Genomic DNA, 21,322 nt, shown 5'->3' with positions numbered 1-21,322 from the left:
CGCTAGCGTTCCGCTGTCACATGCGCCATTGACCGGCGGCCCTGGTTCCATTTGCCGTCGATCGCCCGCTCGACCTGTGCGGCAAGCTGCAGCAGCAGCCCGTCATTGCCCTGCCGACTCTGGGCGTGGATGCCAAGCGGCAGGCCGCTCTCGAGCGTTGCCAGCGGCATCGAGATGCCCGTCGTGCCGCAGAGATTTGTGAGCGGCGTATAGGCGAAAAAGCCCCAGAGATTGCCGAACCAGTCGAGCGCCGACGGATTGTCGGTAATCGTCAGATACTCGGTCGTCCCGAGCTTCGGCGTTTCCCGCGCCGTCGTCGGCGTCAGGATCACATCCCAGTCCTCGAAGAAGGCACCGAAGGCGCGGGCGGTATCGTTGAACGCCAACTGCATGTCCGAACGCTCGGTATAAGTCGCGTCCTTGCCCTGCTCCCAGATGCGGATATTCATCGGTTCAATGAGATCGGCAGGCGGCCGATCGAGCCCGCGAGACCGAAGGAGATTGTTCACCGTCTGCGCGAAGTTGGTGATGTAGCAAGTGGTCTGCGCACGGTAGGCCTTCTCGAAATCGACCTTCGGCACGACCCACTCGACACTATGGCCGAGGCTTTCGAGGAAGCGGGCCGCCCGCTCCAGCTCGCCGACGATATGCGGCGTCGCCTTGTAGGCTCCCCATTCGTGCGAGACGGCAATTTTCAAAGGCTTCGGGTCGCGCTCGATGAGCTTGAGGAAGGGAACCTCGGGCGACCAGTAGGGCATGAACTCCCCCGGCGCGCCACCCCGGCAATTGTCGATGAAGGCGGCCGTATCACGCACGCTGCGCGTCAGGCACCCTTGCGTGGAGACCACCGAGGTGAAGTCCGAGCCGTAGGGCGCGATGGAAAACGTGCCGCGGGTAGTCTTCATCCCGATCAGCCCGTTGACGCCGGCCGGGATGCGGATCGAGCCGCCGCCATCGCTGCCATGCGCAATCGGCACGGCGCCGGCTGCAACGGTCACCGCAGCGCCGGCCGACGATCCGCAACTGGTATAATCGGTGTTCCACGGGTTGCGGGTGACATACATGGCCGGGTTCTCCGCCGAACTGCAGCAGCCGAATTCCGGCGTCGTGGTGCGGCCGATGATGTTGAGGCCGGCCCCCTTGATGCGGGTGGTCAGGTGACTGTCGGAGGATGGCCGATTGCCGGTCATGCAGAGCGAGCCCATCTCCTGCAGCCGTCCGCCGACCGTCGGGCCGAGGTCCTTCATGAGAAAGGGCAGGCCGGCAAAGAAGCCGGAAAGATCCGTTCCGATCAGACCGGGATCGGCAACCGTATCCTCGAACACTTCGATGACGCCGTTGATCGCCGGATTGACTGCAGCGATCGCCTCGGCCGCCTGGACTGCGAGCTCGCCCGGCGTCACCTCACCGCGCCTGATCAGCTCCGACAACGCGACGCCGTCGCTTGCAGCCCATTCGTCCCAGCTCATCGTCAGCGTCATCGCCGCAATCCTTTCGTTCCGTCAGTCGGTGTCTTGCAATCAGTCGAGACGCATCATCAGGCCGGCGATCAGCCGGGCCCGCTCGACGAGGCTGTCGATGAAAATGTGCTCGTTCTTGGTATGGAGGCCCCTGCCACGCGCGCCGATCGAATCGAGCGTCGGGATGCCGAGCGCGCCGGTGAAGTTGCCGTCGGAACCACCGCCAGCACTGCCGTGGTCGAGATGGAAGCCGATATCGCCGGCGACCCCCTTGGCGATCTCGTAGAGCGCCATCGTGCCGTCGTCCGGCTCCCAGACCGGCCGCGTCACCGTGCGCCAGACTTCCGTCGTGATGTCGTTTTCCTCGCCCGCCAGCGCCAGCATCCGCTCGACACCACGGTCGAGATCGGCTTGCCGCTTGGCCATCGAGAGAACCTCGATCTCGCAGCTGTCCGCGACGCAGTTGACCCATTGTCCGGCATGGATGACGCCGACCGAGAAGGTGCAGTCCTCGCCCGTCATCGCCTCGATCTCCAGGATCTTGCGGGCCATGCCGTTGATCGCCGATCGGCCGTCCTTCAGGGCCCAGCCGGCATGGCTGGCGCGGCCGCTCGTCTTCACCTTGAAGCGCGCGATGGCATAGCGGCCGGTCACCGCATTGCACTTCGGGTCCGCCGGTTCGGGGACGAGCACATACTTGCTCTTGCGGGCCACCATCTCGATCAGCTCGCGGGTCGAAGGCGTACCAACCTCCTCATCCGGGGTGAACAGGATGGTGACCGGTAGCGGTGTTTCGACGCCGGCTAGCGCCAGACGTCGCATCGCTTCGACGGCAAGGTAGCAGCCGGCCTTCATGTCCTGGATGCCGGGGCCGTAGCAACAGCCGTCCTCGATCCGGAACGGGTTGACCTTGAGCGTGCCGACCGGATGGACTGTGTCGAGATGGCCCGAGATCAGGATGCCGGGCTTGCCATAGTCCTTGTGCGGAAAACGCGCGCGCACCGAGCCGCCATAGCCCATGCGCCCCGGTATGCGCTCGACCGTGGCGCCGGCAGCCGAAAGATCGTAGGCGGCGAGGTCCATCATGCGGTCGACGGCGGCCGGATCGAAGGTCGGGCTCTCGCATTCGACCCAGGGCTTCAGCGCCGTGAGCATTTCGTCTGTATCGAAGGGGATGTCATTGGGGTTCATGTCCATATGGCCCTCAAAGGTAAGAATAGATTTACGCAGCGCCGAGGCGGCGTTCGACGATACGGGCCATGATGGCGGCTCCCACCGGCAACAGGTTGTCGTCGAAGGTGAAACCGGGATTGTGGACGGGCACCGTGCCGGCATGGCCGATGCGGCAGTAGACGCCCGGCGCAGCCGCCAGCATGTCGGCGAAGTCCTCGCTGCCCATCACCGGCTCGACATCGGTGAAGACATTCTCCGCACCGACGATGTCGGCGGCGGCCTCGGCATAGCCGGCAACCAGCTCTTCCGTGTTCATCAGCACGTCGAAGGCGTTGCGGTGATCGAGACGGACATCCAGGTCGTAGGTCGAGGCAATCCCGCGGCAGACGGCTTCCATCCGCTCCTTGACGAGCTTGCCTACCTCGCGGTCGAGGAACCGGACCGTGCCGGTAATCGTCGCCTTTTCCGGGACCACGTTATAGGCCGTGCCCGCATGGATCTGGGTGACGGACAGCACCGCGCTCTTCAGCGGCTTGACGTTACGCGACACGATCGACTGCAGGGCCTGGACCAGCGCGGTCGCGGCGACGATCGGATCCTTCGAATGCTCCGGCATGGCGGCATGCGAGCCGACGCCGGTGATGTGGATGTCGAAGAAATCGGCGCCCGCCATGGCGGCACCGGGCTTGATCTCGACCTCGAAGGGCTTGCCGTTTGGGGAATTGTGCATGCCGTAGATTTCGTCACAGGGGAATTTCTCGAACAGGCCGTCGGCAATCATCTGCCGCGCGCCGCCGAGCCCTTCCTCCGCCGGCTGGAAGATCATCACGGCGGTACCGGCGAAATCCCGATTGGCCGCCAGATAGCGCGCCGCGCCGAGAAGCATGGTCGTATGCCCGTCATGGCCGCAGCCATGGAACTTGCCGGGGACCTTCGAGGAGTATGGAAGGTTGGTCGTCTCATCCATCGGCAGCGCATCCATGTCGGCGCGCACGCCGATCATCTTGCCCTCGCCCTTCGTGCCGCGGATGACGCCGATCACCCCGGTCTTGCCGAAACCCGTATGAACCTCGACACCATAGCTTTTCAGCCTCTCGATGACGATGGCGCTGGTGCGCACCTCCTCGAAGCCGATTTCCGGATGGGCGTGAATATCGCGCCTGATATCGACCAGTTCTCCCTTGAAGCTGTCGATCTTTTCGAGCACGGACATGGCATTTCTCCTTGTTTGCTTGGCATTCAGCCGAAGACGGGACCGTTCGGCGCGAGCTTCATGCCCTTTCTGAGCCGCGTCCACGGCAGCGAGACGGGCGAAACCGGCATCGGGCCGGGCGCGGCGCAGATGATGATCTCTTCGGCGATGGGGGTGAAATCGGCGCGGAAATGCACCGAGCTCTTGTTGACGAGGATCGCCGCTTTTGTCGGCTCGATGCCGACGAAGCGGTACATCGCCTGATCGGCGAGCTGGACCTTGTGCGAACCGACGACGACGCGCACACCGCCGATTTTCAGGCAGGCCGAGAGGCCGAGCTCCATGTCGCTGTCGCCATAGTAGGGACCGGTAGTCCGAAAGCGTCCGTCGGAGAGCTTTTCAACGGTAAACGTCCCTTCGAACGTACTGTCGCCGGGAATGCCGGACTTACCGCCGACGGCAAGCAGCAACGTCGCACCCTCGCCCGCCGCATGCGCAGCCTTGGCGGCATCGACGTCGTAGATGACGCCGATGGCAGCGTTTTCAGCCCCGCAGGCGACCAGCGCCTTCAGCATGCCGGCGGTGTCGCTGTTGCCGCCGGCGCCGGGGTTGTCCTGCGTATCGGCGATGACGATCGGACGGCTTGCGGTCCTTGCCCGCTCCATCGCATAGAGCACGCCCTCTTCCGGCCCATAGACCTTGCCATCGAATGCATCTTCAAAGCCTTCGACAAAAGCCGCAATCTCCGTTGCAGCACGTTCCACCTCGTCCGCCGTGTCGCCATAGGCGATGACGACCGGACCGCAGCCTTCAAAATCGGCTGCCGGAAAGCCGGGGAAGAACGAGAGCGATGTCACGCCGTCCTTTTCCATTGCAGCAACGCGCTCGTAGATGGTCCGGCAGGGTTCGGCCTCCGTCGCCTGCCAGGAAATCGGGATCAGGAACGGCATGGTCACCAGCGCCTTTTCCGGCCGCTTTCCGCTTCTCAGGATGCGGTCGAGTGCCGCCGCCGTCCGCTGGCCGGTCTCGGCCATGTCGACATGCGGGTAGGTGCGATAGCCGACCATGACGTCCGAATTTTCAACCATCAGCGGGGTGATGTTGCCGTGCAGGTCGAGGCTGACGGCAATCGGGACATCCGGGCCGACGGCCTGCCGCAGGCGCCGCAGGAGCTCGCCCTCGCCATCATCGGCATTTTCCGCCACCATGGCACCATGCAGGTCGAGATAGATGCCGTCGAGCGGTCCGAGGGCCACGATCCTGTCGATCAGTTCGGTGACGATCTTTTCGTAAGCCTCGGCTTCCACATGGGCGGACGGCGTCGCACCGCACCAGAGCGTCGGCAGGACCTCCCAGCCAGCCCTGGCGGCATAGTCGGCCGCTCCGGCGATGCCGATATTGACGCCTTTGACCTTCACCGGGATCTCGCCGCCGCGGACCATCGGCAAGGGACCCCATCCCTTCTCGAAATCCGCATAGGTCGCCTTGCTCGGCGCAAACGTGTTGGTCTCGTGCATGAAGCCGCCGATGGCGATGCGTTTGGCGCACATGAAAAGTCTTCCTCCGTCACCCGGCTTCTCCGGCCGGTAAGGATGTCAAATGGATCAGGCGGGGATCGCAGTGCCGAAGGCGCGTCCCTTGCCGGGGGCGGCGTCGAACAGCGACCTTGTGTATTCGTGCTGCGGATTGGCAAAGATCGCGGCAGTCTCGCCGAGTTCCACCACCTCGCCGCGATGCATGACCGCGATCCGGTCGCACACCTGCGCCGCGACCCGGAGGTCGTGCGTGATGAAGAGAACGGCGAGATTGAATTCCTCGCGCACTGTATCGAGCAGCTCCAGCACCTGCTTTTGCACCGAGACGTCGAGCGCGGAGACGGATTCGTCGGCGATCAGGATCTCCGGTTCCATCGCAAGCGCACGGGCGATGCAGATGCGCTGGCGCTGGCCGCCGGAAAACTGGTGCGGCAACCGGTCGAGCGCGTCCGGCGAAAGCCCCACGAGGCCCATCAGCTCCCGCGCCTTTTCAAGCGCCTGCTTCTCCGGCACGCCGAAATTGACCGGCCCCTCGATGATCGACTGGCCGACGCTGACGCGCGGATTGAGCGAGCGATAGGGATCCTGGAAAACGATCTGCACCTTGCTGCGCATCGGCTTCAAAAGCCGCTGGCTGAGATTGGCGATATCCTGCGAACCGACCAGGATGGCACCGGACGTCGGATCGACGAGCCGGACGACGCAGCGCGCCAGCGTCGACTTCCCCGAGCCGCTTTCGCCGACGATGCCGAGGGTTTCGCCCTTGCGCACCCTGAGGTCGACGCCCTTCAGCGCATGGACGACCCGCTCCTTCTTCAGGAAGCTCTTGCCGCCATAGGTCTTCTCCAGCTTCACCGTTTCGAAGGCGACCTTGTTGGCCGATTTCGACGGACGGCTCGGCGGCGTCATGCCCGGCACGGCGGCCATCAGCATCTTCGTGTAGTCATGCTGCGGCCGCGACAGCACGTCGTCGACCGCGCCCGTCTCCACCACCTCGCCGCGCCGCATGACGACGACGCGATCGGCGATCTCGGCCACCACGCCGAAGTCGTGGGTGATGAACAGGACGCCGGTGCCGCGCCGCTCCTGGATGTCGTTGACGAGGCTCAGGATCTGCGCCTGGGTGGTGACGTCGAGCGCCGTCGTCGGTTCGTCGGCGATCAGCAGGCCCGGATCGAGCACCAGCGCGCTGGCGATCATGATGCGCTGCCGCTGGCCGCCGGAAAGCTGGTGCGGATAGGCGCCCGCCATCGCCACCGGATCGGGCAGGTTGACCGCCTTCATGATGTCGATCACCCGCTCGTAGCGTTCCTTCGCCGACAGGCTGGTATGGATGCGCAAGACTTCGTCGATCTGCTCGCCGACCTTGATGACCGGATTGAGCGCCGTCATCGGCTCCTGGAAGATCATCGCCATCTCGGTGCCGCGCATGGCGCGCAGTTCCCTGAGGCTCTTTTCGACGACGTTCTTGCCGTTGACGAGAATGCGACCGGAGGCGACCTGCAGCTCCTTCGGCAAGAGACCCATGATCGCATGCGAACTGACCGATTTTCCCGATCCGCTTTCGCCGACGACGCAGACGATCTCGCCGCGATTGACCGTCAGCGATACATTGCTGACGGCGTTTTCGCGGTCCGCGCCCTTCGGCAACCGGACGGTCAGGTTTTCGATCGACAGGACTGGTCCTTCGCCGCTCATGCCATTTTCCTTGCAATGCGGGGGTCGAGCCTGTCACGCAGGCCATCGCCGAGCACATTGACGGCGAGGATGGTGAGCGCGAGGGCAAGCCCCGGAAACAATACGATCCAGGGGGCAAGCGGAAAGAAGACGCGGCCTTCCGCCATCATGTTGCCCCAGCTTGGAAATTCAGGCGGCGTGCCGGCGCCGAGGAAGGACAGGATCGCTTCGGTCAGCATGGCGTTGGCGCACACATAGGTCGCCTGCACGATCAGCGGCGGCACCGTGTTGGGGAAGATGTGCCGATAGAGGATCTTCAGGAGCGGCGTACCGAGCGAGACGGCGGCTTCCACATAGGGTTCCTCTCGCACCGTCAGCACCACGGAGCGCACAAGCCGGACGATGCGCGGGATCTCCGGCACCGAAATCGCGATGATGACGGTATAGAGATTGGCCGTACCGGACACCGCCACCAGCGCGATGGCGAGAAGAATGCCCGGGATCGACATCAGGCCGTCCATGAAGCGCATGACGATCGCGTCGACGGCGCGGAAATAGCCGGCGAACAGACCCGTCACCAGGCCGATGACGACGCAGATCAGCGAGGCGCAGATGCCAACCGTCAGCGAGACCCTCGTGCCGTAGACGACGCGGCTCCACACGTCGCGGCCGAACATGTCGGTTCCGAGCCAGTGCTCGGCCGACGGCGGTTTCAGCCGCTGCGACGGCGTCATGGCGATCGGATCGACCGTGCCGAGCCACGGCGAGAAGACCGCCGCAAGCACCATGATCGTGATGATGACGCCGCCAGCGAAAGCGAAGGGATAGCGGCGTGCGACCCGGATGAGACCGGCGGCAAAGCCACCGGTGCGGCCGGGGCTGATATTTTCCGGCACGGTGCTCAATAGCGTATCCTCGGGTCGACCAACGTGTAGATGATGTCGATCAGCAGGTTCAGCATCACATACAGGAAGGAGAAGAACAGGATGAGGCCCTGGATGATCGGATAGTCGCGCTTCTGCACGGCATCGACCACAAGACGGCCAAGGCCGGGAATGTTGAAGACCGTCTCGGTGACGACGACGCCACCGATCAGGAGTGCGACGCCGAGACCGATGACGGTGATGATCGGCACGGCCGCATTCTTCAGCGCATGGACAAGCAGGACCTTGCTTTCAACCTGTCCCTTGGCGCGGGCGGTGCGGATATAGTCCTCCTGCAGCACTTCCAGCACGCTGGCGCGGGTCATACGGGCAATCAGCGCGATGAAGATCGCCGAGAGTGCCAGAACCGGCAGCACGGACTGGCGCAGGAAGCCGAAGAGGTCCGTAAACGGGCTCTTGTAGCCCTGCACCGGCAGCCATTTGAGCTGGATCGAAAAGCCGTAGATCAGCACGTAGGCGACGACGAAAACCGGTACCGAGAAGCCGATGACCGAGAGAATCATGATCGCCCGGTCGATCCAGCTGCCTTCCTTCCACGCGGCCAGCACCCCGAGCGGCACGGCGACCAGCGTCGAATAGATGATCGTCACCAAAGACAGCATCATCGTCGGCTCGAGCCGCTGGCCGATCAGGGTCGTGACGGGCAGGTTGGTGAAGATCGAAATGCCGAGATCACCGCGAAGCAGACGCCCTGCCCAGATCAGGAACTGCATGAGCAGCGGCTGGTCGAGACCGAGGCGCTCGCGGATGGCGGCGATCTGCTCGGGCGTTGCATAGTCGCCGGCAATGACGACCGCCGGATCTCCGGGCGCGAGCCTCAGGAGAAGGAAAACGATGAAGGCGACGATGACCAGGACCGGTATCGTTGCCAGCACCCTTTTCAGGATGAAGAACCACATGGGCGCTCCCTGCTGACTGGAATTCGATGTCCGGGGCGGGGCTTCTTCAGCCCCGCCGCCATTGTCGTTCTATTCGAGGGGCCGGTGTCAGACCTTTTCCATGTTCCAGAAGAACTGGACAGGCGACTGGATCATGCCCTTGACGCTGTCGGAATAGCCGCAGGGAACGAAGAAGGTCCCGAGGTTTGCAAAAGAGGCGATCGCGAAGATGCGCTTCTGCACTTCGGCGGCGATCTCCTTCTGCTTGTCGAGGTCGGTCGCCTCGGCGAACTGATTGCGCAGTTCCTCGAGCTTCTCGTCGGATGCCCAGCCGAACCATCCCTTTTCGCCGTTGCCGCCGAACTGGACGTTGGCCAGCGGATGGACGGAATCGCCGCCGATCCACCAGGTGAAGAAGATGCTCCAGCCGCCATTGTCCATGTCTTCCTTAGACGCGCGGCGCGACAGAACCGTCGACCAGTCCATCGCCTGCAGGTCGACATTGATGCCCATGGCGCGCAGCTTTTCGGCAGCGACCAGCGCGAAAGCCGAAAGGACCGGGTTGTCGGTCGATTGCAGCACGACCAGCTTCTCGCCCTTGTAGCCGGATTCGGCGACCATCTTCTTGGCGGCTTCCATGTCTCCGTCCACCTTGTCCGCATCCGCGTCGGTGGCAAAGGTGGAGCCGGCCGGATAGATGCTCGGGCTGACCTTGTAGTACTCCGGATTGCCGATCGCCGACTGCAGGAAATCTTCCTGCTTGAAGCCCTTGGCGATGGCGACGCGCAGCTTCTCGTTGGCCGTCGGGCCGACAAGGCTGTTGAAGCGAGCCATGCCCATGGAGCCGAGCGTATCGAGAACCGCCGTCGAAATGCCCTCATTGCCGCCGACCAGCGGCGCCAGATCCGGCTGAACCTGTTCCCAGTAGTCCACTTCACCGGAGATCAGGGCGTTCATCGCCGTCGTCGGATCGCCGATCGTCAGCCACTCCACGCGATCGGCCTTGGCAACCTTGCCGCCGGCGGCGGCCGATACCGGCTCCGAACGCGGAACGTATTTCTCGTTGCGCAGATAGACGACCTTGGAGCCCGGCACCCATTCGTCGGCCTTGAAGATGAACGGTCCCGAGCCGATCGACTCCTTGATCTGCTCGCTGGCATCCGTCTCGGCGATGCGCTTCGGCATCATGAAGGGCACGTTGGAGGAGATCTTGCCGAGCGATTCCAGCACCAGGCCGTAGGGCTTGGACAGCGTCATGACGATCGTCTTGTCGTCGGCGGCTTCGAGCTTGGAGATGACGCCGAACAGGCGCTGGCCCATGCCGTCGCGCTTGCCCCAACGGGTGAGCGACACGACGCAGTCTTCGGCGGTCACCGGCGGTCCGTCGTGCCAGGCGAGGCCGTCACGCAGCTTGAAGGTCCAGGTCAGCCCGTCGTCGCTCTTCTCGTAGGTGTCGACCATCTGCGGCTGCGGCTTCAGGTCCGCATCCATCGCAAACAGCGTGTCGTAGATCATGTAGCCGTGGTTGCGGGAAATGTAGCCGGTCGTCCAGATCGGATCGACGATCTTGAGGTCGGCATGGGGAATGACCTTCAGGAGCGGCGTGTTGGCATAGGCCGAGCCGATCCCGAAAGGCAGGACCGTCGCGGCTGTTGCGGCGGCTGCCGTGCCCAGAAACTGCCTGCGTGAAATGTGCATCTGTCAGTTCTCCTCGTTATATTTTTTGATCTGTCCGACATCGGCTACCGCTTTGGGTCGTGGCGCCGCATCGCGATTTTATGCTCAAAAAGTGAGCTTCCAAGAGTGTTGCCTATTTCTTGTCGCTCCATAAAGTGTATTCTGATTAGATTGTTTCTCTATTTTATGTAGTAATAGACCCCCATGAATTTGACGCTACGGCAAATCCGCTACGTGTGCGAGGTCGCCCGCCAGGGTAGCATACAGAAGGCCTCGCAAGCGCTGCGAATATCCCAGTCATCGATCCTGGCGGCAATAGCGATGGCGGAAAGCCAGCTCGACGCCAAGATCTTCGACCGCCGGCAGTCGCGCGGCGTGCTCGTCACATCGGAAGGCGAACGCTTCCTCAATGCCGCCCGCGCCCTGATGACCGCCGAAGGCGAATTCTCGCGATCGATCGGGCTGCTTGGGCAGGGCAAGCCGGACAATGCCCGCATCGGCTGCTTCGTGCCGTTCGGGCCTGCTTACATGATAGACGTGCTGAAGGCCTACCAGGAGCGCTGCGGCATCGGGTCCATCGACCTGATGGAAGGCGGGCAGCCGCAATTGCGTGAATGGCTGGCGACCGGAGAGATCGAATTCGCCGTCACCTACGACATCGGCCGCGGCATGGGCGACGGCCATACGCCGATCTGCGAACTGCCGGCGCATGCCGCCCTGCCCGCTAGCCACCCGCTGGCCAACCGGGAGAGCGTCGCTCTGGCGGACCTGGTGGACACGCCGTTCATCCTGCTCGACCTGCCGGAAACCTCGGTCTACCTGATGACCCTTTTCGACGTCATCGCCAAGCGCCCGCATGTCGCGCTGCGCTCCACGTCCTACGAGACCGTCCGGGCGGCGATCGCCAACGGCATGGGATTCTCACTGCTCAACACGATCCCGCGTAACGATTTCAGCCGCGACCGAGCCCATATCGTCCGCGTTCCGCTGACCGACCAACTGCCGGCGCCCAAGGTCATCGTCGCCGACCTCTACGGACACCGGAAGCCTGCCCACGTCACGATGTTCATCGAGATCCTGAAAGACTACTTCAGCCACCTCCCCCGCGTCGGCATCGGCACCCCCTCTGGACGGCAGGAGCCCCAGTCCCCGGCTGCACAGTGAAAGGCGGAAACGTCGAAAGCGACCACCTTGCCTGAAGCGGTCGCGTCTTGTTTTTGAAATACCGTTGGTATACTGAAAATTGAAGTTGATTCAGTTTCGTCCCGTGGCAGCGTGCCGATATGCGCGCTGGAGCGGTCGCGGCAGCTCCATTCTGTCGCGATGACTGCCCCGCGGTTCCGACAAAAATGAAGAGGAAAGCCTCATGAGCCTGCTGACCAGCGACGCCAAAGGCGTTTTCGTGATCGCAGTGACACCATTCACGGAGACGGGCGCGATCGACGCCGCCAGTGTCGACAGCATGGTGGACTTCTATTTCGACAAGGGCGCGGACGGGCTGACGATCCTCGGCATTATGGGCGAAGCGCCGAAGCTGACACTGGCCGAGTCGGTCGAGGTTGCCCGTCTGACGCTGGCGCGCGCCGAGGGCCGCCCCGTCGTCGTCGGTGTATCGGCGCCCGGCCTGGCTGCGATCGGCGAACTGACGGCAAGGGTCATGGATCTTGGTGCGGCAGGCGTGATGGTCGCGCCGCCCGGCTCCCTGAAGACCGACGAGCAGATCGTCACCTATTACGGCAACGTGGTCGAGACGATCGGCAAGGACGTGCCTCTGGTGCTGCAGGACTTTCCGCTGACCACCGGCATCCACATCTCTCCCCGCACCCTGACCGCAATCTTCGACGCCCATCAGAGCATCGTGATGCTGAAGCACGAGGATTGGCCCGGACTGCAGAAGATCACGGACCTGCGCAAGGCCGAGGCCGAGGGGCATCGCCGGGTCTCCATTCTCTGCGGCAATGGCGGCGTCTTCCTGCCAGAAGAGATGCGTCGTGGTGCCGATGGCGCTATGACCGGCTTCGGCTATCCGGAGATGATGGTCGATGTCTGCCGGCTGACCGGTTCCGGAGACTTTGACGCCGCGCAGGACGTGTTCGACTGCTACCTGCCGCTGGCGCGATACGAACAACAGCCCGGTGCCGGTCTGGCGGTGCGCAAATACGTGCTTGCCAAGCGTGGCGCTATCGCCAGCGCCGCCCAGCGCAAGCCGGGTGCTGCGCTGTCGCCGGCAGCCATTGCCGAAGTCGAAAACCTCATCACCCGTCAGACGGCCAAGCTCGCAGGATTGAAGTAACATGGATCTCGGATTGAAGGGACGCAAGGCGCTGGTTCTCGGCGCCAGCCGGGGACTGGGCGCCGCCATCGCCGCGGCACTGGCGGAAGAAGGTGCCATCGTCTACGCCGCAGCCCGCAATGTACCGCAGGACGGCATTGCAGACGGCATCACGCCGGTGACGCTTGATCTCGCAGACCGGGGCTCGGTCGAGGCATTGACGGCACGCCTCGTCTCCGAAGGCGGCGTCGACATTCTCGTCAACAATACCGGCGGACCGAAGCCCGGACCTGCGGCCGGACAGGACATGTCCGCCTGGGCATCCGCGTTCGAACAGATGGCGCTGTCGATCTTCTCCATCACCGACGCCCTCCTCCCCGCCATGATCGAGCGGCGCTGGGGCCGCATCATCACGGTCGGCTCCTCCGGCGTCGTCCAGCCGATCCCCAACCTCGCTCTGTCCAACGGCGTGCGCGGCGCGATCGGCGGCTGGTCGAAGACGCTGGCCGCGGAGGTCGCCGGACATGGGGTCACCGTCAACATGATCCTGCCCGGCCGCATCGAGACCGACCGCCTGCGTGAACTCGACGCCAACAAGGCGGCCAAGACCGGCATGTCGGCGGAGGACGTGCGAAAAGCCTCCCACGGCGACATCCCCGCCGGCCGCTACGGCACGCCCGAAGAATTCGCCGCGGTTGCGACCTTTCTCGCCAGCGAGAAGGCAAGCTATGTGACCGGAACCCAGATACGGGTCGACGGCGGTCTCGTCAGAGGGTTCTGACATTCCCCGCCTTTCGGTCGCTCCGCAACGGAGCGGCGCCTCTCCACGAATATGCGAACGACACAAACGGAGCCATCAATGCGTTCTCTCTTCCATCTCGCCTACCACGTCACCGATCTCGACGCCTCGCGCAAATTCTACGGCGACGTGCTCGGCTGCGAAGAAGGCCGATCGACCGACACCTGGGTCGACTTCGACTTTTTCGGCCATCAGATCTCGCTCCATCTCGGCAAGCCCTTCGAAGTCACCCGCACCGGCAAGGTCGGCAATCACATGGTGATGATGCCGCATCTCGGCGTCATCCTGCGGCTCGATGACTGGTTCGCGCTCGCAAAGCGGCTGGAGGATGCCGGCATTGCCTTCGACATCCCGCCTGTCGTCCGCTTCGAGGGCGAACCGGGCGAACAGCGCACCATGTTCTTCTTCGATCCGTCCGGCAATCCGATCGAGGTTAAGGGCTTCAAGGATTTTGAGGGCGTTTTCGCGCAATAACGGCCATTGCCAGGCATACGACTTTTGACAAACGGCGCGGGCTGCCACCGCGCCGTTTACTGCAATACCCCGCCGGAGCATGATCGGCGCCTTCATATAACAAAATCATATAATTCAAGTCATATTATAATTATCAATTATATTGCACCGCAACATCCGGTGTGAAAGCATGCCTGCCAGAAAAAGAGGCCGAAAAGGCCACAACCACCAGCAGGAGAACAAAATGAACAGTTTTTTGAAGGCCGGACTTCTCGGCCTGTCCCTCATTGCCATTCACGCACAAGCCAACGCCGAAGAGACCCTGAAAACCGCATTGGACGGCACCTTCGCTCCGCATGCCATGCCGACACTCGACGGCAAGGTCGAAGGTTTCAACGTCGATCTTGCCGACCTCATCGGTGAGCGGCTCGGAAAGAAGATCGACCTGACGGCCGCCCAGTTTTCGGGCCTCATTCCAGCCCTCCAGGCAGGCACCTACGACTTTCTCGCAGCACCTGTGACGGTGACCAAGGAGCGCGCCGCCAACCTTCTGTTCACCGAAGGCTTCATGGACACCAATTTCGCATTCGTGGTCCCGACGGGTGCCCCCGACTACGATGAACTGGATGCGTTCAAGGGCAAGACCATCGCCGTCAACAAGGGCTCGGTCTACGAGAGCTTCCTGCGTGACAAGGCTGGCGAGTATGGCTGGACCGTCGAAAGCTATGGCAGCAACACCGATGCCGTGGCGGCTGTCCTTGCCGGACGAGCCGACGCCAACATGGCGGGCGCCACCGTTTCCGCATGGGCCGTCAAACAGAATCCCAAGCTGCAGCTGTCCTTTGAATACCCCACCGGTCTCGTCTGGGGCCTGGCGCTGCGCAAGGACGAAGTCGACCTGCGCAACACCATCGACAAGGCGGTCGAATGCCTGAAGATCGATGGCTCCATGGCCAAGCTGTCGGAAAAATGGTTCGGCGTCACGCCGAAGCCCGGTAGCACGATCATCACCCCGGTCAAGGGCTACGGCACACCGGGTTTCGAAGGCTATGTCGAAGACGATCACACGCCTTCCTGCGACCTGAAATAAACGGCGTTCAACAACCCTGAATGCCGACGGAACGGAGAAGCAGCGTGACCACACGTCCCATGCTCGAGATCGCCGCCCTGGAAAAGTGCTTCGGCGACAATGCCATCCTCAAGGGCATCGATCTCAAGATTGCCAAGGGTGAACTGGTTTTCATCATCGGGCCTTCGGGCTCCGGCAAGAGCACGATGCTGCGCTGCTGCAATCTCCTGGAACAACCGTCCGCCGGCGATATCATCGTCGACGGACGGAACATCATGCACGGCACCAGCCGGGACCTCGACCGCATGCGCCTTCAGGTCGGCATGGTGTTTCAGGGCTTCCATCTCTATCCGCACATGCGCGTCCTCGACAATGTGACGCTTGCCCAGCGCAAGGCGATGGGGCGCAGCAGGGCGGAAGCCGAGGCGCGCGCCGTCGAGATGCTCGAACAGGTCGGCATGGCGCACAAGACCGACGCCTATCCCGCCGAACTCTCCGGCGGCCAGCAGCAACGCGTGGCCATCGCCCGGGCGCTGGCACTCGATCCCAAGGTCATGCTCTTCGACGAGCCGACCTCCGCGCTCGACCCCGAACTCGTCGGCTCTGTGCTCAAGGTGATGAAGGACCTGAAGGCGAAGGGGATGACGATGCTCGTCGTCAGCCACGAGATGAGCTTTGCCCGCGAAACCGCCGACCGGGTGGTTTTCATGGATGGCGGCGTCATCGTCGAGCAGGGCCGCCCGGAGGAAATCTTCGGCAATCCCAAGGCCGCGCGGACGCAGGAATTCCTCGCCCGCGTGATCCACTGAGGCAAACATGTCCGGGCTCGATCGCTTCCTCCAGACCTTCTTCAACCCCGTCGTCATCGCCACCTACTGGCGCGACATCCTGGCGGGTGTCGGCACCACCGTCGCGGTCGGCGTCGCGACGATCATCGCCGGCATCGCGCTCGGGCTCCTGCTCGCCTGCATCCGCTGCTACCGCTTCAAGCCCGTCAACTTCGTCATCATCTGCTTTGCCGATATCTTCCGCTCCCTGCCGCCGCTGATCCTGATCCTCATCCTGTATTTCGGCTTGCCCTCGACGGGCGTGATGATTCCCGGCCCCACGGTCCTGTTCATAGCGCTGAGCCTCACGCTTGCGGCCTTTGCCGAGGAGATCTTCTGGGCCGGCTTTGCGGCCGTCGAGGCGGGACAGTGGGAGGCCGGCATCGCGACGGGGCTCGGCTACAATCGGACGCTCCTCTATGTCGCCCTGCCGCAGGCCGTGCGGCTCGCGACACCGCCGCTGGTCAACCGGGCGCTTGCCATCACCAAGATGACGGCGCTCGGCTCCGTGATCGGCGTGCCGGAAATCCTTTCCGCCGCAACCTCCGCCCAGAGCTTTTCCGGCAGCGCGACGCCGCTGTCGCTCGCCGCCATCGCCTATCTCCTGCTTTTCCTGCCGCTCGTCTTCCTCGCCCGCTACCTCGAAACGCACCAGCGCTGGAAACGGAACTAGGAGAACGGCCGTGCAGACACTGATCGACGAATTCTTCAACCTGGAGATCATGATCAAGGCTTTCCCCCTGATGATGAAGGGGTTGGTCATGACGCTGCAGCTTTGCGGCGCGGTGATCCTTCTGGGCCTCGTCGGCGGGCTGTTCGTCGCGCTCGCCAATCTCAGTCCGCGGCGCTGGCTGCGGCTAACGTCGATCGTCTTCACGGATATCTTCCGGGCCCTGCCGCCGCTTGTCCTACTGATCTTCGTCTATTCGGGCCTGCCGTTCGCCGGCGTCGAGATCTCGCCCTTCACTGCGGTGGTGCTTTCTTTCTTCCTCAACAATTCGGCCTATTACGCGGAAGTCTACCGCGCCGGCATCCAGTCGGTCTCAAAGGGACAGTGGGAAGCGGCCCGCTCGACCGGCCTGACGAAGGGCCAGATGCTGCGCTACGTCGTCCTGCCTCAGGCGATCCGCAACGTCCTGCCCGACCTTCTGTCCAATACGATCGAAGTGGTCAAGCTGACCTCGCTTGCCTCCACCGTGTCATTCGCCGAACTGCTCTACAACGCCAACATGGCGCGCTCGATCACCTACAACGCCTCGCCGCTGGTCCTCGCGGCGCTGATCTACCTCGTCCTGCTCTGGCCCCTGGTCCGGCTTGTCAGCCGGTTCCAGCGACGCCTGGCGCAGTGACGCACAAAACATGAAAGGAACACCATGACACGCATGCATATCGCCGGAGCCCAGATGGGCGCGATCCAGAAGGCCGACAGCCGCGCCCAGGTCGTCGCGCGCATGCTCGACCTCATGAACGAAGCAGCCTCCAAGGGCGCCGACATGATCGTCTATCCGGAACTCGCCCTCACGACCTTCTTTCCCCGCTGGTACATGACCGACCCGGCGGAGGTCGATAGCTGGTTCGAGACCGAAATGCCGAATGCAGCCACCATGCCGCTGTTCGAGCGTGCGCGCGAACTGAACATGGCGATGACTTTCGGCTATGCGGAGAAGACGCCGGAAGGGCTGCATTACAACAGCTCTATCCTGACCAACCGCAAGGGCGAGGTCGTCGGCAAGTACCGCAAGATCCATCTGCCCGGTCACTCGGAATACGACAACGAGCGCGCCTTCCAACACCTCGAGAAGCGCTATTTCCTGCCGGGCGATCTCGGCTTCAACGTCTGGCGCAACGAAGGCGTGATCATGGGGATGGCGATCTGCAACGATCGCCGCTGGCCGGAAACCTTCCGCTGCATGGGCCTCCAGGGTGTAGAGCTCGTGACGATCGGCTACAACACGCCGTCGGTCAATTCGCAGATGAGCGCCGAGGGCCTGGAGAAGCGGCTGTTCCATTCCGACCTCTCGCTGCAGGCCGGCGCCTATCAGAATGCCACCTATGTCGTCGGCGTCGCCAAGGCCGGCGTCGAGGACGGGCATCCGCTGATGGGCGGCTCGATCATCGTCGATCCCGACGGTTTCGTGCTGGCCCGCGCCGAGACCGAAGAGGACGAGCTGATCATCGCCGAATGCGATTTCGCCAAATGCGCCTTCGGCAAGGCCACCATATTCGACTTTGCCCGCCATCGTCGCGTAGAACATTATGGCCGCATCACGTCGCAGACCGGCGCCATCATCGAGGTTTAGGAGATCAGTCCCGTGAACACGTTCGACACAGTCATCCATGGCGGTCGCGTGGTGACGGCCGCAGACACGTTCGAGGCCGATATCGGCATCCGGGACGGACGGATCGTGGCGGTCGCGGAAGGCCTTGAAGGTAGCGACCGTCGCATCGACGCGCGTGGCCGTCTCGTCATGCCCGGCGGCATCGAGGCCCATTGCCATATTGCCCAGGAAAGCTCCTCTGGCATCATGACCGCCGACGACTATTATTCCGGCTCGGTGTCGGCGGCCTTTGGCGGCAACTCGACCTTCGTCCCGTTCGCCGCACAGCACCGCGGGCAGACGATTGCCGACGTGCTGTCGACCTATGACGGACGGGCCGCGCCGAACTCCGTTCTCGACTATTCCTACCATCTGATCATTTCGGACCCCTCTCCGTCCGTCCTTGACGAGCTTCCCGGTGTCTTCGAGCGCGGGATTACCTCCTTCAAGGTGTTCATGACTTACGATCTCATGAACATCGGCGACGGCGGCATGCTCGACATATTGACGGTGGCGAAACGGCATGGTGCCCTGACCATGGTGCATGCCGAAAACAACGACATGGTCAAATGGATGAACCGGACGCTTCTCGCGGCCGGGCTCGATGCCCCCCGGTATCATGCCGTCAGCCGGCCGGAGCTCGCCGAGGAGGAGGCCATCAACAGGGCCGTCTCGCTTGCCAAGCTGGTCGACGCGCCACTCTTCATCGTCCATGTGTCGACGCGCGGTGGCGCCGAGATCGTCCAGCGCGAGAAACTGGCCGGCACGAAGCTTTTCGCCGAGACCTGCCCGCAATATCTCGCCTTCACCCGCGATGATCTTGATCGACCCGGCATGGAGGGCGCGAAATACATCTGCTCTCCGCCTCTTCGCGACAGTGAGACGCAGGCCGCCCTCTGGCGGCATGTGCAGGCCGGCACATTCGAAAGCGTGTCGTCCGATCACGCTCCCTACCGCGCCGACGAGACGGGCAAATTCGCAAACGGCCCGAACGCGCCCTACCCGAAGATCGCCAACGGCATGCCGGGCATCGCCATGCGGCTACCCTATCTGTTCTCCGAAGGCGTTCTGAAAGGCCGCATCACGCTGCAGCAATTCGTCAGACTGTCGTCAAGCAATGCGGCGAGAACGTTCGGGCTGACAAAAAAGGGCGCCATCGCCCCCGGTTTCGATGCGGACATCGCCATCTGGAATCCGGACGAGACGCGCACAGTCACCGCCGCCGACCAGCATGACAATATGGACTATACACCCTTCGAGGGACTGTCCGTGACCGGCTGGCCAGAAACGGTGATCAACCACGGCGACGTGATCGTCGACAAGGGCACCCTTGTGGCAAGCCGCGGACGCGGACGCTTCATCGCCCGTGCGCCAACGGATCTCGTTGGCCTGCCCGGCCACATGGCCACGGAACTGAAGGTTCTTCAGGCTCAGGGAACGGACATCTCGTCATGAAACGCTCGATCGTCGTCATCAATCCCAACAGTTCGGAATCAGTGACCGAAGGGCTGCGCGAGGCCCTTTCCGGCTTCATGTATCACCCCGATATCGAGATCGAATGCGTGACGATCCCCGAGGGTCCTCCGGGCGTAATCACCCAGCGCCACGTGGACGAGGCGGCGTTGAATGTCGGCAAGCTCGTCGAGGAAAGGCCGGACGCCGGCGCGTTCGTCATCGCCTGCTATTCGCAGCCCGGCCTCGAACTCGCCCGATCGCTCACCGACGCGCCGGTCTACGGCATTCAGGATGCCGGAGCGCTGACCGCGCTTGCCTGCGCCGACAGTTTCGGGGTGATCGCGGTGTCTCCGGCATCGATACCGCGTCACCTGCGAACGCTTCGCCGCCTGGGCATCGAACAGAGGCTTGCCGGAGAAGTCGCGCTCAGCGGCAACATCAGCGTTGCCGACAGTGGTCATGGCGAAGAAAGCTTCGCCGGCCTGCTGGAAGCAGGCGAAGAACTGAAAAAGATGGGCGCCGAGGCCATCGTTCTCGGCTGCGCCGGCATGTCCGGCCATCGCCTACGCCTGGAAGCGGCACTTTCACTGCCGGTCATCGACCCCACACAGGCAGCCGTAGCCATGGCCTTCGGCGACATGGTAACCAAGAGCGCATGAAGGAAGACCTGCCGGACACCGACGTTTCGCTGAGACTGCTCGAAATTTTCGGGGCGATGATGCGCTGCGAGACGACGGTCGAGGCGGCCGAACAGCTCGGCATTTCCCAGCCGGCGGTATCGAACGGCATCCGGCAACTGGAAAGCCAGCTGGGCGTCACACTGTTCGAACGCCTGCACCGGCGACTGCAGCCGACGGAAGAAGCCCTGCAGCTTTACGAGGAGGTGCGGCCGGTCTTCGGCCTGCTGCGATCGTTTTCAAATCGGGCGCGCAGCATCCGGCAGGGTCTTTCCGGTCGCCTGCGGATCATCGCCACGCCGCCGCTCGGACACACGGTCGCGCCGCTTGCGCTGAAGCACTTCCTGTCCACCCGTCCGGACGTGATGGTGTCCTACGACGTCCGCCGCCTCGAACATGTCGTCGAAGCCGTGCAGAACGGCACCGCCGACCTTGGGCTGGGGCTCGCCCTCGACAGGAAGAACCATTCCGTCAATGTCGAGCACCTGGCGGCAGGGCATCTCGTGGCGCTCGTGCCGAAGGACCTGCCGCTCGCCAGAGAAAACAGCATCTCGCCGCGGAACCTGACGTCCGGCACCTTCATCGGCCTCGAAGCGGAATCCCGCATAGGCCAGATGCTGCGGCAGGCATTCGAGGGCGACGAGGCGATCTACGATCCCCGGGTGGAAGTGCGCTATTGCTCCACGGCCACCGTCCTGGCAGGCGCCGGGCTCGGCATTGCCGTGGTCGACCCCTACAGCGCCGTCACCCGCGATGCCGAAAAGATTGCCCTTCTGCCTTTCCAGCCGCCGGTGGAAATCAGCGCATGCCTGATCACCCGCAAGGGCGTGCCCCGCTCGCGCCTGCTGCACGCCTTCATCGCCGACCTGAAGCGCACGATGTCGGAAGCGAAGAACTTCGCCCCCTGACGGCCAGC

At 63.2% G+C, this 21,322-nt stretch carries 20 protein-coding genes; 12 read left to right on the top strand and 8 right to left on the bottom strand.

Going from position 1 to position 21,322, the window contains the following annotated elements:
* Nucleotides 1–2 precede the first annotated feature (2 nt).
* The 8 genes from ACU5AZ_RS12130 to ACU5AZ_RS12095 all read right to left on the bottom strand — a co-directional run bounded on the left by ACU5AZ_RS12130 (nt 3) and on the right by ACU5AZ_RS12095 (nt 10,557).
* Nucleotides 3–1,481, bottom strand: coding sequence for an amidase (locus ACU5AZ_RS12130; RefSeq protein WP_446822619.1), 1,479 nt, complete (start codon nt 1,479–1,481; stop codon nt 3–5).
* Between the two features lie 39 nt (nt 1,482–1,520).
* Entirely contained in the window at nt 1,521–2,651 is a 1,131-nt protein-coding gene (locus ACU5AZ_RS12125) for a M20/M25/M40 family metallo-hydrolase (RefSeq protein WP_446822618.1), read from the bottom strand.
* Between the two features lie 31 nt (nt 2,652–2,682).
* On the bottom strand, nt 2,683–3,846 hold the full coding sequence (locus tag ACU5AZ_RS12120) for a M20 aminoacylase family protein (RefSeq protein ID WP_446822617.1): 1,164 nt from the start codon (nt 3,844–3,846) through the stop codon (nt 2,683–2,685).
* A gap of 26 nt (nt 3,847–3,872) precedes the next feature.
* Nucleotides 3,873–5,375 carry a M81 family metallopeptidase gene (locus tag ACU5AZ_RS12115; RefSeq protein WP_446822616.1) on the bottom strand — a complete coding sequence of 501 codons (1,503 nt, stop codon included), beginning with the start codon at nt 5,373–5,375 and terminating at the stop codon, nt 3,873–3,875.
* A gap of 54 nt (nt 5,376–5,429) precedes the next feature.
* Entirely contained in the window at nt 5,430–7,058 is a 1,629-nt protein-coding gene (locus ACU5AZ_RS12110) for an ABC transporter ATP-binding protein (protein WP_446822615.1), read from the bottom strand.
* Nucleotides 7,055–7,933, bottom strand: coding sequence for an ABC transporter permease (locus ACU5AZ_RS12105; RefSeq protein ID WP_446826000.1), 879 nt, complete (start codon nt 7,931–7,933; stop codon nt 7,055–7,057). The genes ACU5AZ_RS12110 and ACU5AZ_RS12105 overlap by 4 nt, the downstream gene beginning before the upstream one ends.
* A 5-nt stretch (nt 7,934–7,938) precedes the next feature.
* A complete protein-coding gene (locus ACU5AZ_RS12100; protein WP_446822614.1) occupies nt 7,939–8,880 on the bottom strand; it encodes an ABC transporter permease in 942 nt (313 codons plus the stop codon).
* 87 nt (nt 8,881–8,967) lie between these two features.
* On the bottom strand, nt 8,968–10,557 hold the full coding sequence (locus tag ACU5AZ_RS12095; RefSeq protein WP_446822613.1) for an ABC transporter substrate-binding protein: 1,590 nt from the start codon (nt 10,555–10,557) through the stop codon (nt 8,968–8,970).
* A 183-nt stretch (nt 10,558–10,740) separates the two neighbouring features.
* Between ACU5AZ_RS12095 and ACU5AZ_RS12090 the strand changes: the two genes are divergently transcribed.
* The 12 genes from ACU5AZ_RS12090 (at nt 10,741) to ACU5AZ_RS12035 (ending at nt 21,314) form a co-directional block, all read left to right on the top strand.
* Nucleotides 10,741–11,700 carry a LysR family transcriptional regulator gene (locus ACU5AZ_RS12090; RefSeq protein WP_446822612.1) on the top strand — a complete coding sequence of 320 codons (960 nt, stop codon included), beginning with the start codon at nt 10,741–10,743 and terminating at the stop codon, nt 11,698–11,700.
* 202 nt (nt 11,701–11,902) lie between these two features.
* Nucleotides 11,903–12,829, top strand: coding sequence for a dihydrodipicolinate synthase family protein (locus ACU5AZ_RS12085; RefSeq protein WP_446822611.1), 927 nt, complete (start codon nt 11,903–11,905; stop codon nt 12,827–12,829).
* A 1-nt stretch (nt 12,830) separates the two neighbouring features.
* Entirely contained in the window at nt 12,831–13,589 is a 759-nt protein-coding gene (locus tag ACU5AZ_RS12080) for an SDR family oxidoreductase (RefSeq protein ID WP_446822610.1), read from the top strand.
* A 78-nt stretch (nt 13,590–13,667) separates the two neighbouring features.
* The gene (locus tag ACU5AZ_RS12075; protein ID WP_446822609.1) at nt 13,668–14,081 is read left to right on the top strand and encodes a VOC family protein; all 414 of its coding nucleotides are present in this window, start codon (nt 13,668–13,670) and stop codon (nt 14,079–14,081) included.
* 223 nt (nt 14,082–14,304) lie between these two features.
* On the top strand, nt 14,305–15,150 hold the full coding sequence (locus ACU5AZ_RS12070; protein WP_446822608.1) for a transporter substrate-binding domain-containing protein: 846 nt from the start codon (nt 14,305–14,307) through the stop codon (nt 15,148–15,150).
* 20 nt (nt 15,151–15,170) lie between these two features.
* The gene (locus ACU5AZ_RS12065; protein WP_446822607.1) at nt 15,171–15,938 is read left to right on the top strand and encodes an amino acid ABC transporter ATP-binding protein; all 768 of its coding nucleotides are present in this window, start codon (nt 15,171–15,173) and stop codon (nt 15,936–15,938) included.
* 7 nt (nt 15,939–15,945) lie between these two features.
* A complete protein-coding gene (locus ACU5AZ_RS12060) occupies nt 15,946–16,629 on the top strand; it encodes an amino acid ABC transporter permease (protein WP_446822606.1) in 684 nt (227 codons plus the stop codon).
* Between the two features lie 10 nt (nt 16,630–16,639).
* Nucleotides 16,640–17,305, top strand: a complete 666-nt coding sequence (locus tag ACU5AZ_RS12055) for an amino acid ABC transporter permease (protein WP_446822605.1) — start codon at nt 16,640–16,642, stop codon at nt 17,303–17,305.
* 24 nt (nt 17,306–17,329) lie between these two features.
* Nucleotides 17,330–18,256, top strand: coding sequence for an N-carbamoyl-D-amino-acid hydrolase (locus ACU5AZ_RS12050; RefSeq protein WP_261928561.1), 927 nt, complete (start codon nt 17,330–17,332; stop codon nt 18,254–18,256).
* A 12-nt stretch (nt 18,257–18,268) separates the two neighbouring features.
* Nucleotides 18,269–19,729, top strand: coding sequence for a dihydropyrimidinase (hydA, locus tag ACU5AZ_RS12045; protein WP_446822604.1), 1,461 nt, complete (start codon nt 18,269–18,271; stop codon nt 19,727–19,729).
* Complete coding sequence (locus tag ACU5AZ_RS12040; protein ID WP_446822603.1) at nt 19,726–20,388, top strand: aspartate/glutamate racemase family protein; 663 nt, start codon at nt 19,726–19,728, stop codon at nt 20,386–20,388. The genes hydA and ACU5AZ_RS12040 overlap by 4 nt, the downstream gene beginning before the upstream one ends.
* Complete coding sequence (locus ACU5AZ_RS12035) at nt 20,385–21,314, top strand: LysR family transcriptional regulator (RefSeq protein ID WP_446822602.1); 930 nt, start codon at nt 20,385–20,387, stop codon at nt 21,312–21,314. The genes ACU5AZ_RS12040 and ACU5AZ_RS12035 overlap by 4 nt, the downstream gene beginning before the upstream one ends.
* Nucleotides 21,315–21,322 lie beyond the last annotated feature (8 nt).

The organism is Rhizobium sp. PAMB 3182 (assembly GCF_052908355.1).
Note: the sequence above shows the minus strand (reverse complement) of the source record. Positions and strands in the feature narration are given on the sequence as shown.

What these genes read in the sequence shown, in the direction of transcription:
- ACU5AZ_RS12130 (WP_446822619.1), bottom strand. Translation starts at nt 1,481, where the DNA reads ATGACGCTGACGATGAGCTGGGACGAATGGGCTGCAAGCGACGGCGTC.
- ACU5AZ_RS12125 (WP_446822618.1), bottom strand. Translation starts at nt 2,651, where the DNA reads ATGAACCCCAATGACATCCCCTTCGATACAGACGAAATGCTCACGGCG.
- ACU5AZ_RS12120 (WP_446822617.1), bottom strand. Translation starts at nt 3,846, where the DNA reads ATGTCCGTGCTCGAAAAGATCGACAGCTTCAAGGGAGAACTGGTCGAT.
- ACU5AZ_RS12115 (WP_446822616.1), bottom strand. Translation starts at nt 5,375, where the DNA reads ATGTGCGCCAAACGCATCGCCATCGGCGGCTTCATGCACGAGACCAAC.
- ACU5AZ_RS12110 (WP_446822615.1), bottom strand. Translation starts at nt 7,058, where the DNA reads ATGAGCGGCGAAGGACCAGTCCTGTCGATCGAAAACCTGACCGTCCGG.
- ACU5AZ_RS12100 (WP_446822614.1), bottom strand. Translation starts at nt 8,880, where the DNA reads ATGTGGTTCTTCATCCTGAAAAGGGTGCTGGCAACGATACCGGTCCTG.
- ACU5AZ_RS12095 (WP_446822613.1), bottom strand. Translation starts at nt 10,557, where the DNA reads ATGCACATTTCACGCAGGCAGTTTCTGGGCACGGCAGCCGCCGCAACA.
- ACU5AZ_RS12090 (WP_446822612.1), top strand. Translation starts at nt 10,741, where the DNA reads ATGAATTTGACGCTACGGCAAATCCGCTACGTGTGCGAGGTCGCCCGC.
- ACU5AZ_RS12085 (WP_446822611.1), top strand. Translation starts at nt 11,903, where the DNA reads ATGAGCCTGCTGACCAGCGACGCCAAAGGCGTTTTCGTGATCGCAGTG.
- ACU5AZ_RS12080 (WP_446822610.1), top strand. Translation starts at nt 12,831, where the DNA reads ATGGATCTCGGATTGAAGGGACGCAAGGCGCTGGTTCTCGGCGCCAGC.
- ACU5AZ_RS12075 (WP_446822609.1), top strand. Translation starts at nt 13,668, where the DNA reads ATGCGTTCTCTCTTCCATCTCGCCTACCACGTCACCGATCTCGACGCC.
- ACU5AZ_RS12070 (WP_446822608.1), top strand. Translation starts at nt 14,305, where the DNA reads ATGAACAGTTTTTTGAAGGCCGGACTTCTCGGCCTGTCCCTCATTGCC.
- ACU5AZ_RS12065 (WP_446822607.1), top strand. Translation starts at nt 15,171, where the DNA reads ATGCCGACGGAACGGAGAAGCAGCGTGACCACACGTCCCATGCTCGAG.
- ACU5AZ_RS12060 (WP_446822606.1), top strand. Translation starts at nt 15,946, where the DNA reads ATGTCCGGGCTCGATCGCTTCCTCCAGACCTTCTTCAACCCCGTCGTC.
- ACU5AZ_RS12050 (WP_261928561.1), top strand. Translation starts at nt 17,330, where the DNA reads ATGACACGCATGCATATCGCCGGAGCCCAGATGGGCGCGATCCAGAAG.
- ACU5AZ_RS12040 (WP_446822603.1), top strand. Translation starts at nt 19,726, where the DNA reads ATGAAACGCTCGATCGTCGTCATCAATCCCAACAGTTCGGAATCAGTG.
- ACU5AZ_RS12035 (WP_446822602.1), top strand. Translation starts at nt 20,385, where the DNA reads ATGAAGGAAGACCTGCCGGACACCGACGTTTCGCTGAGACTGCTCGAA.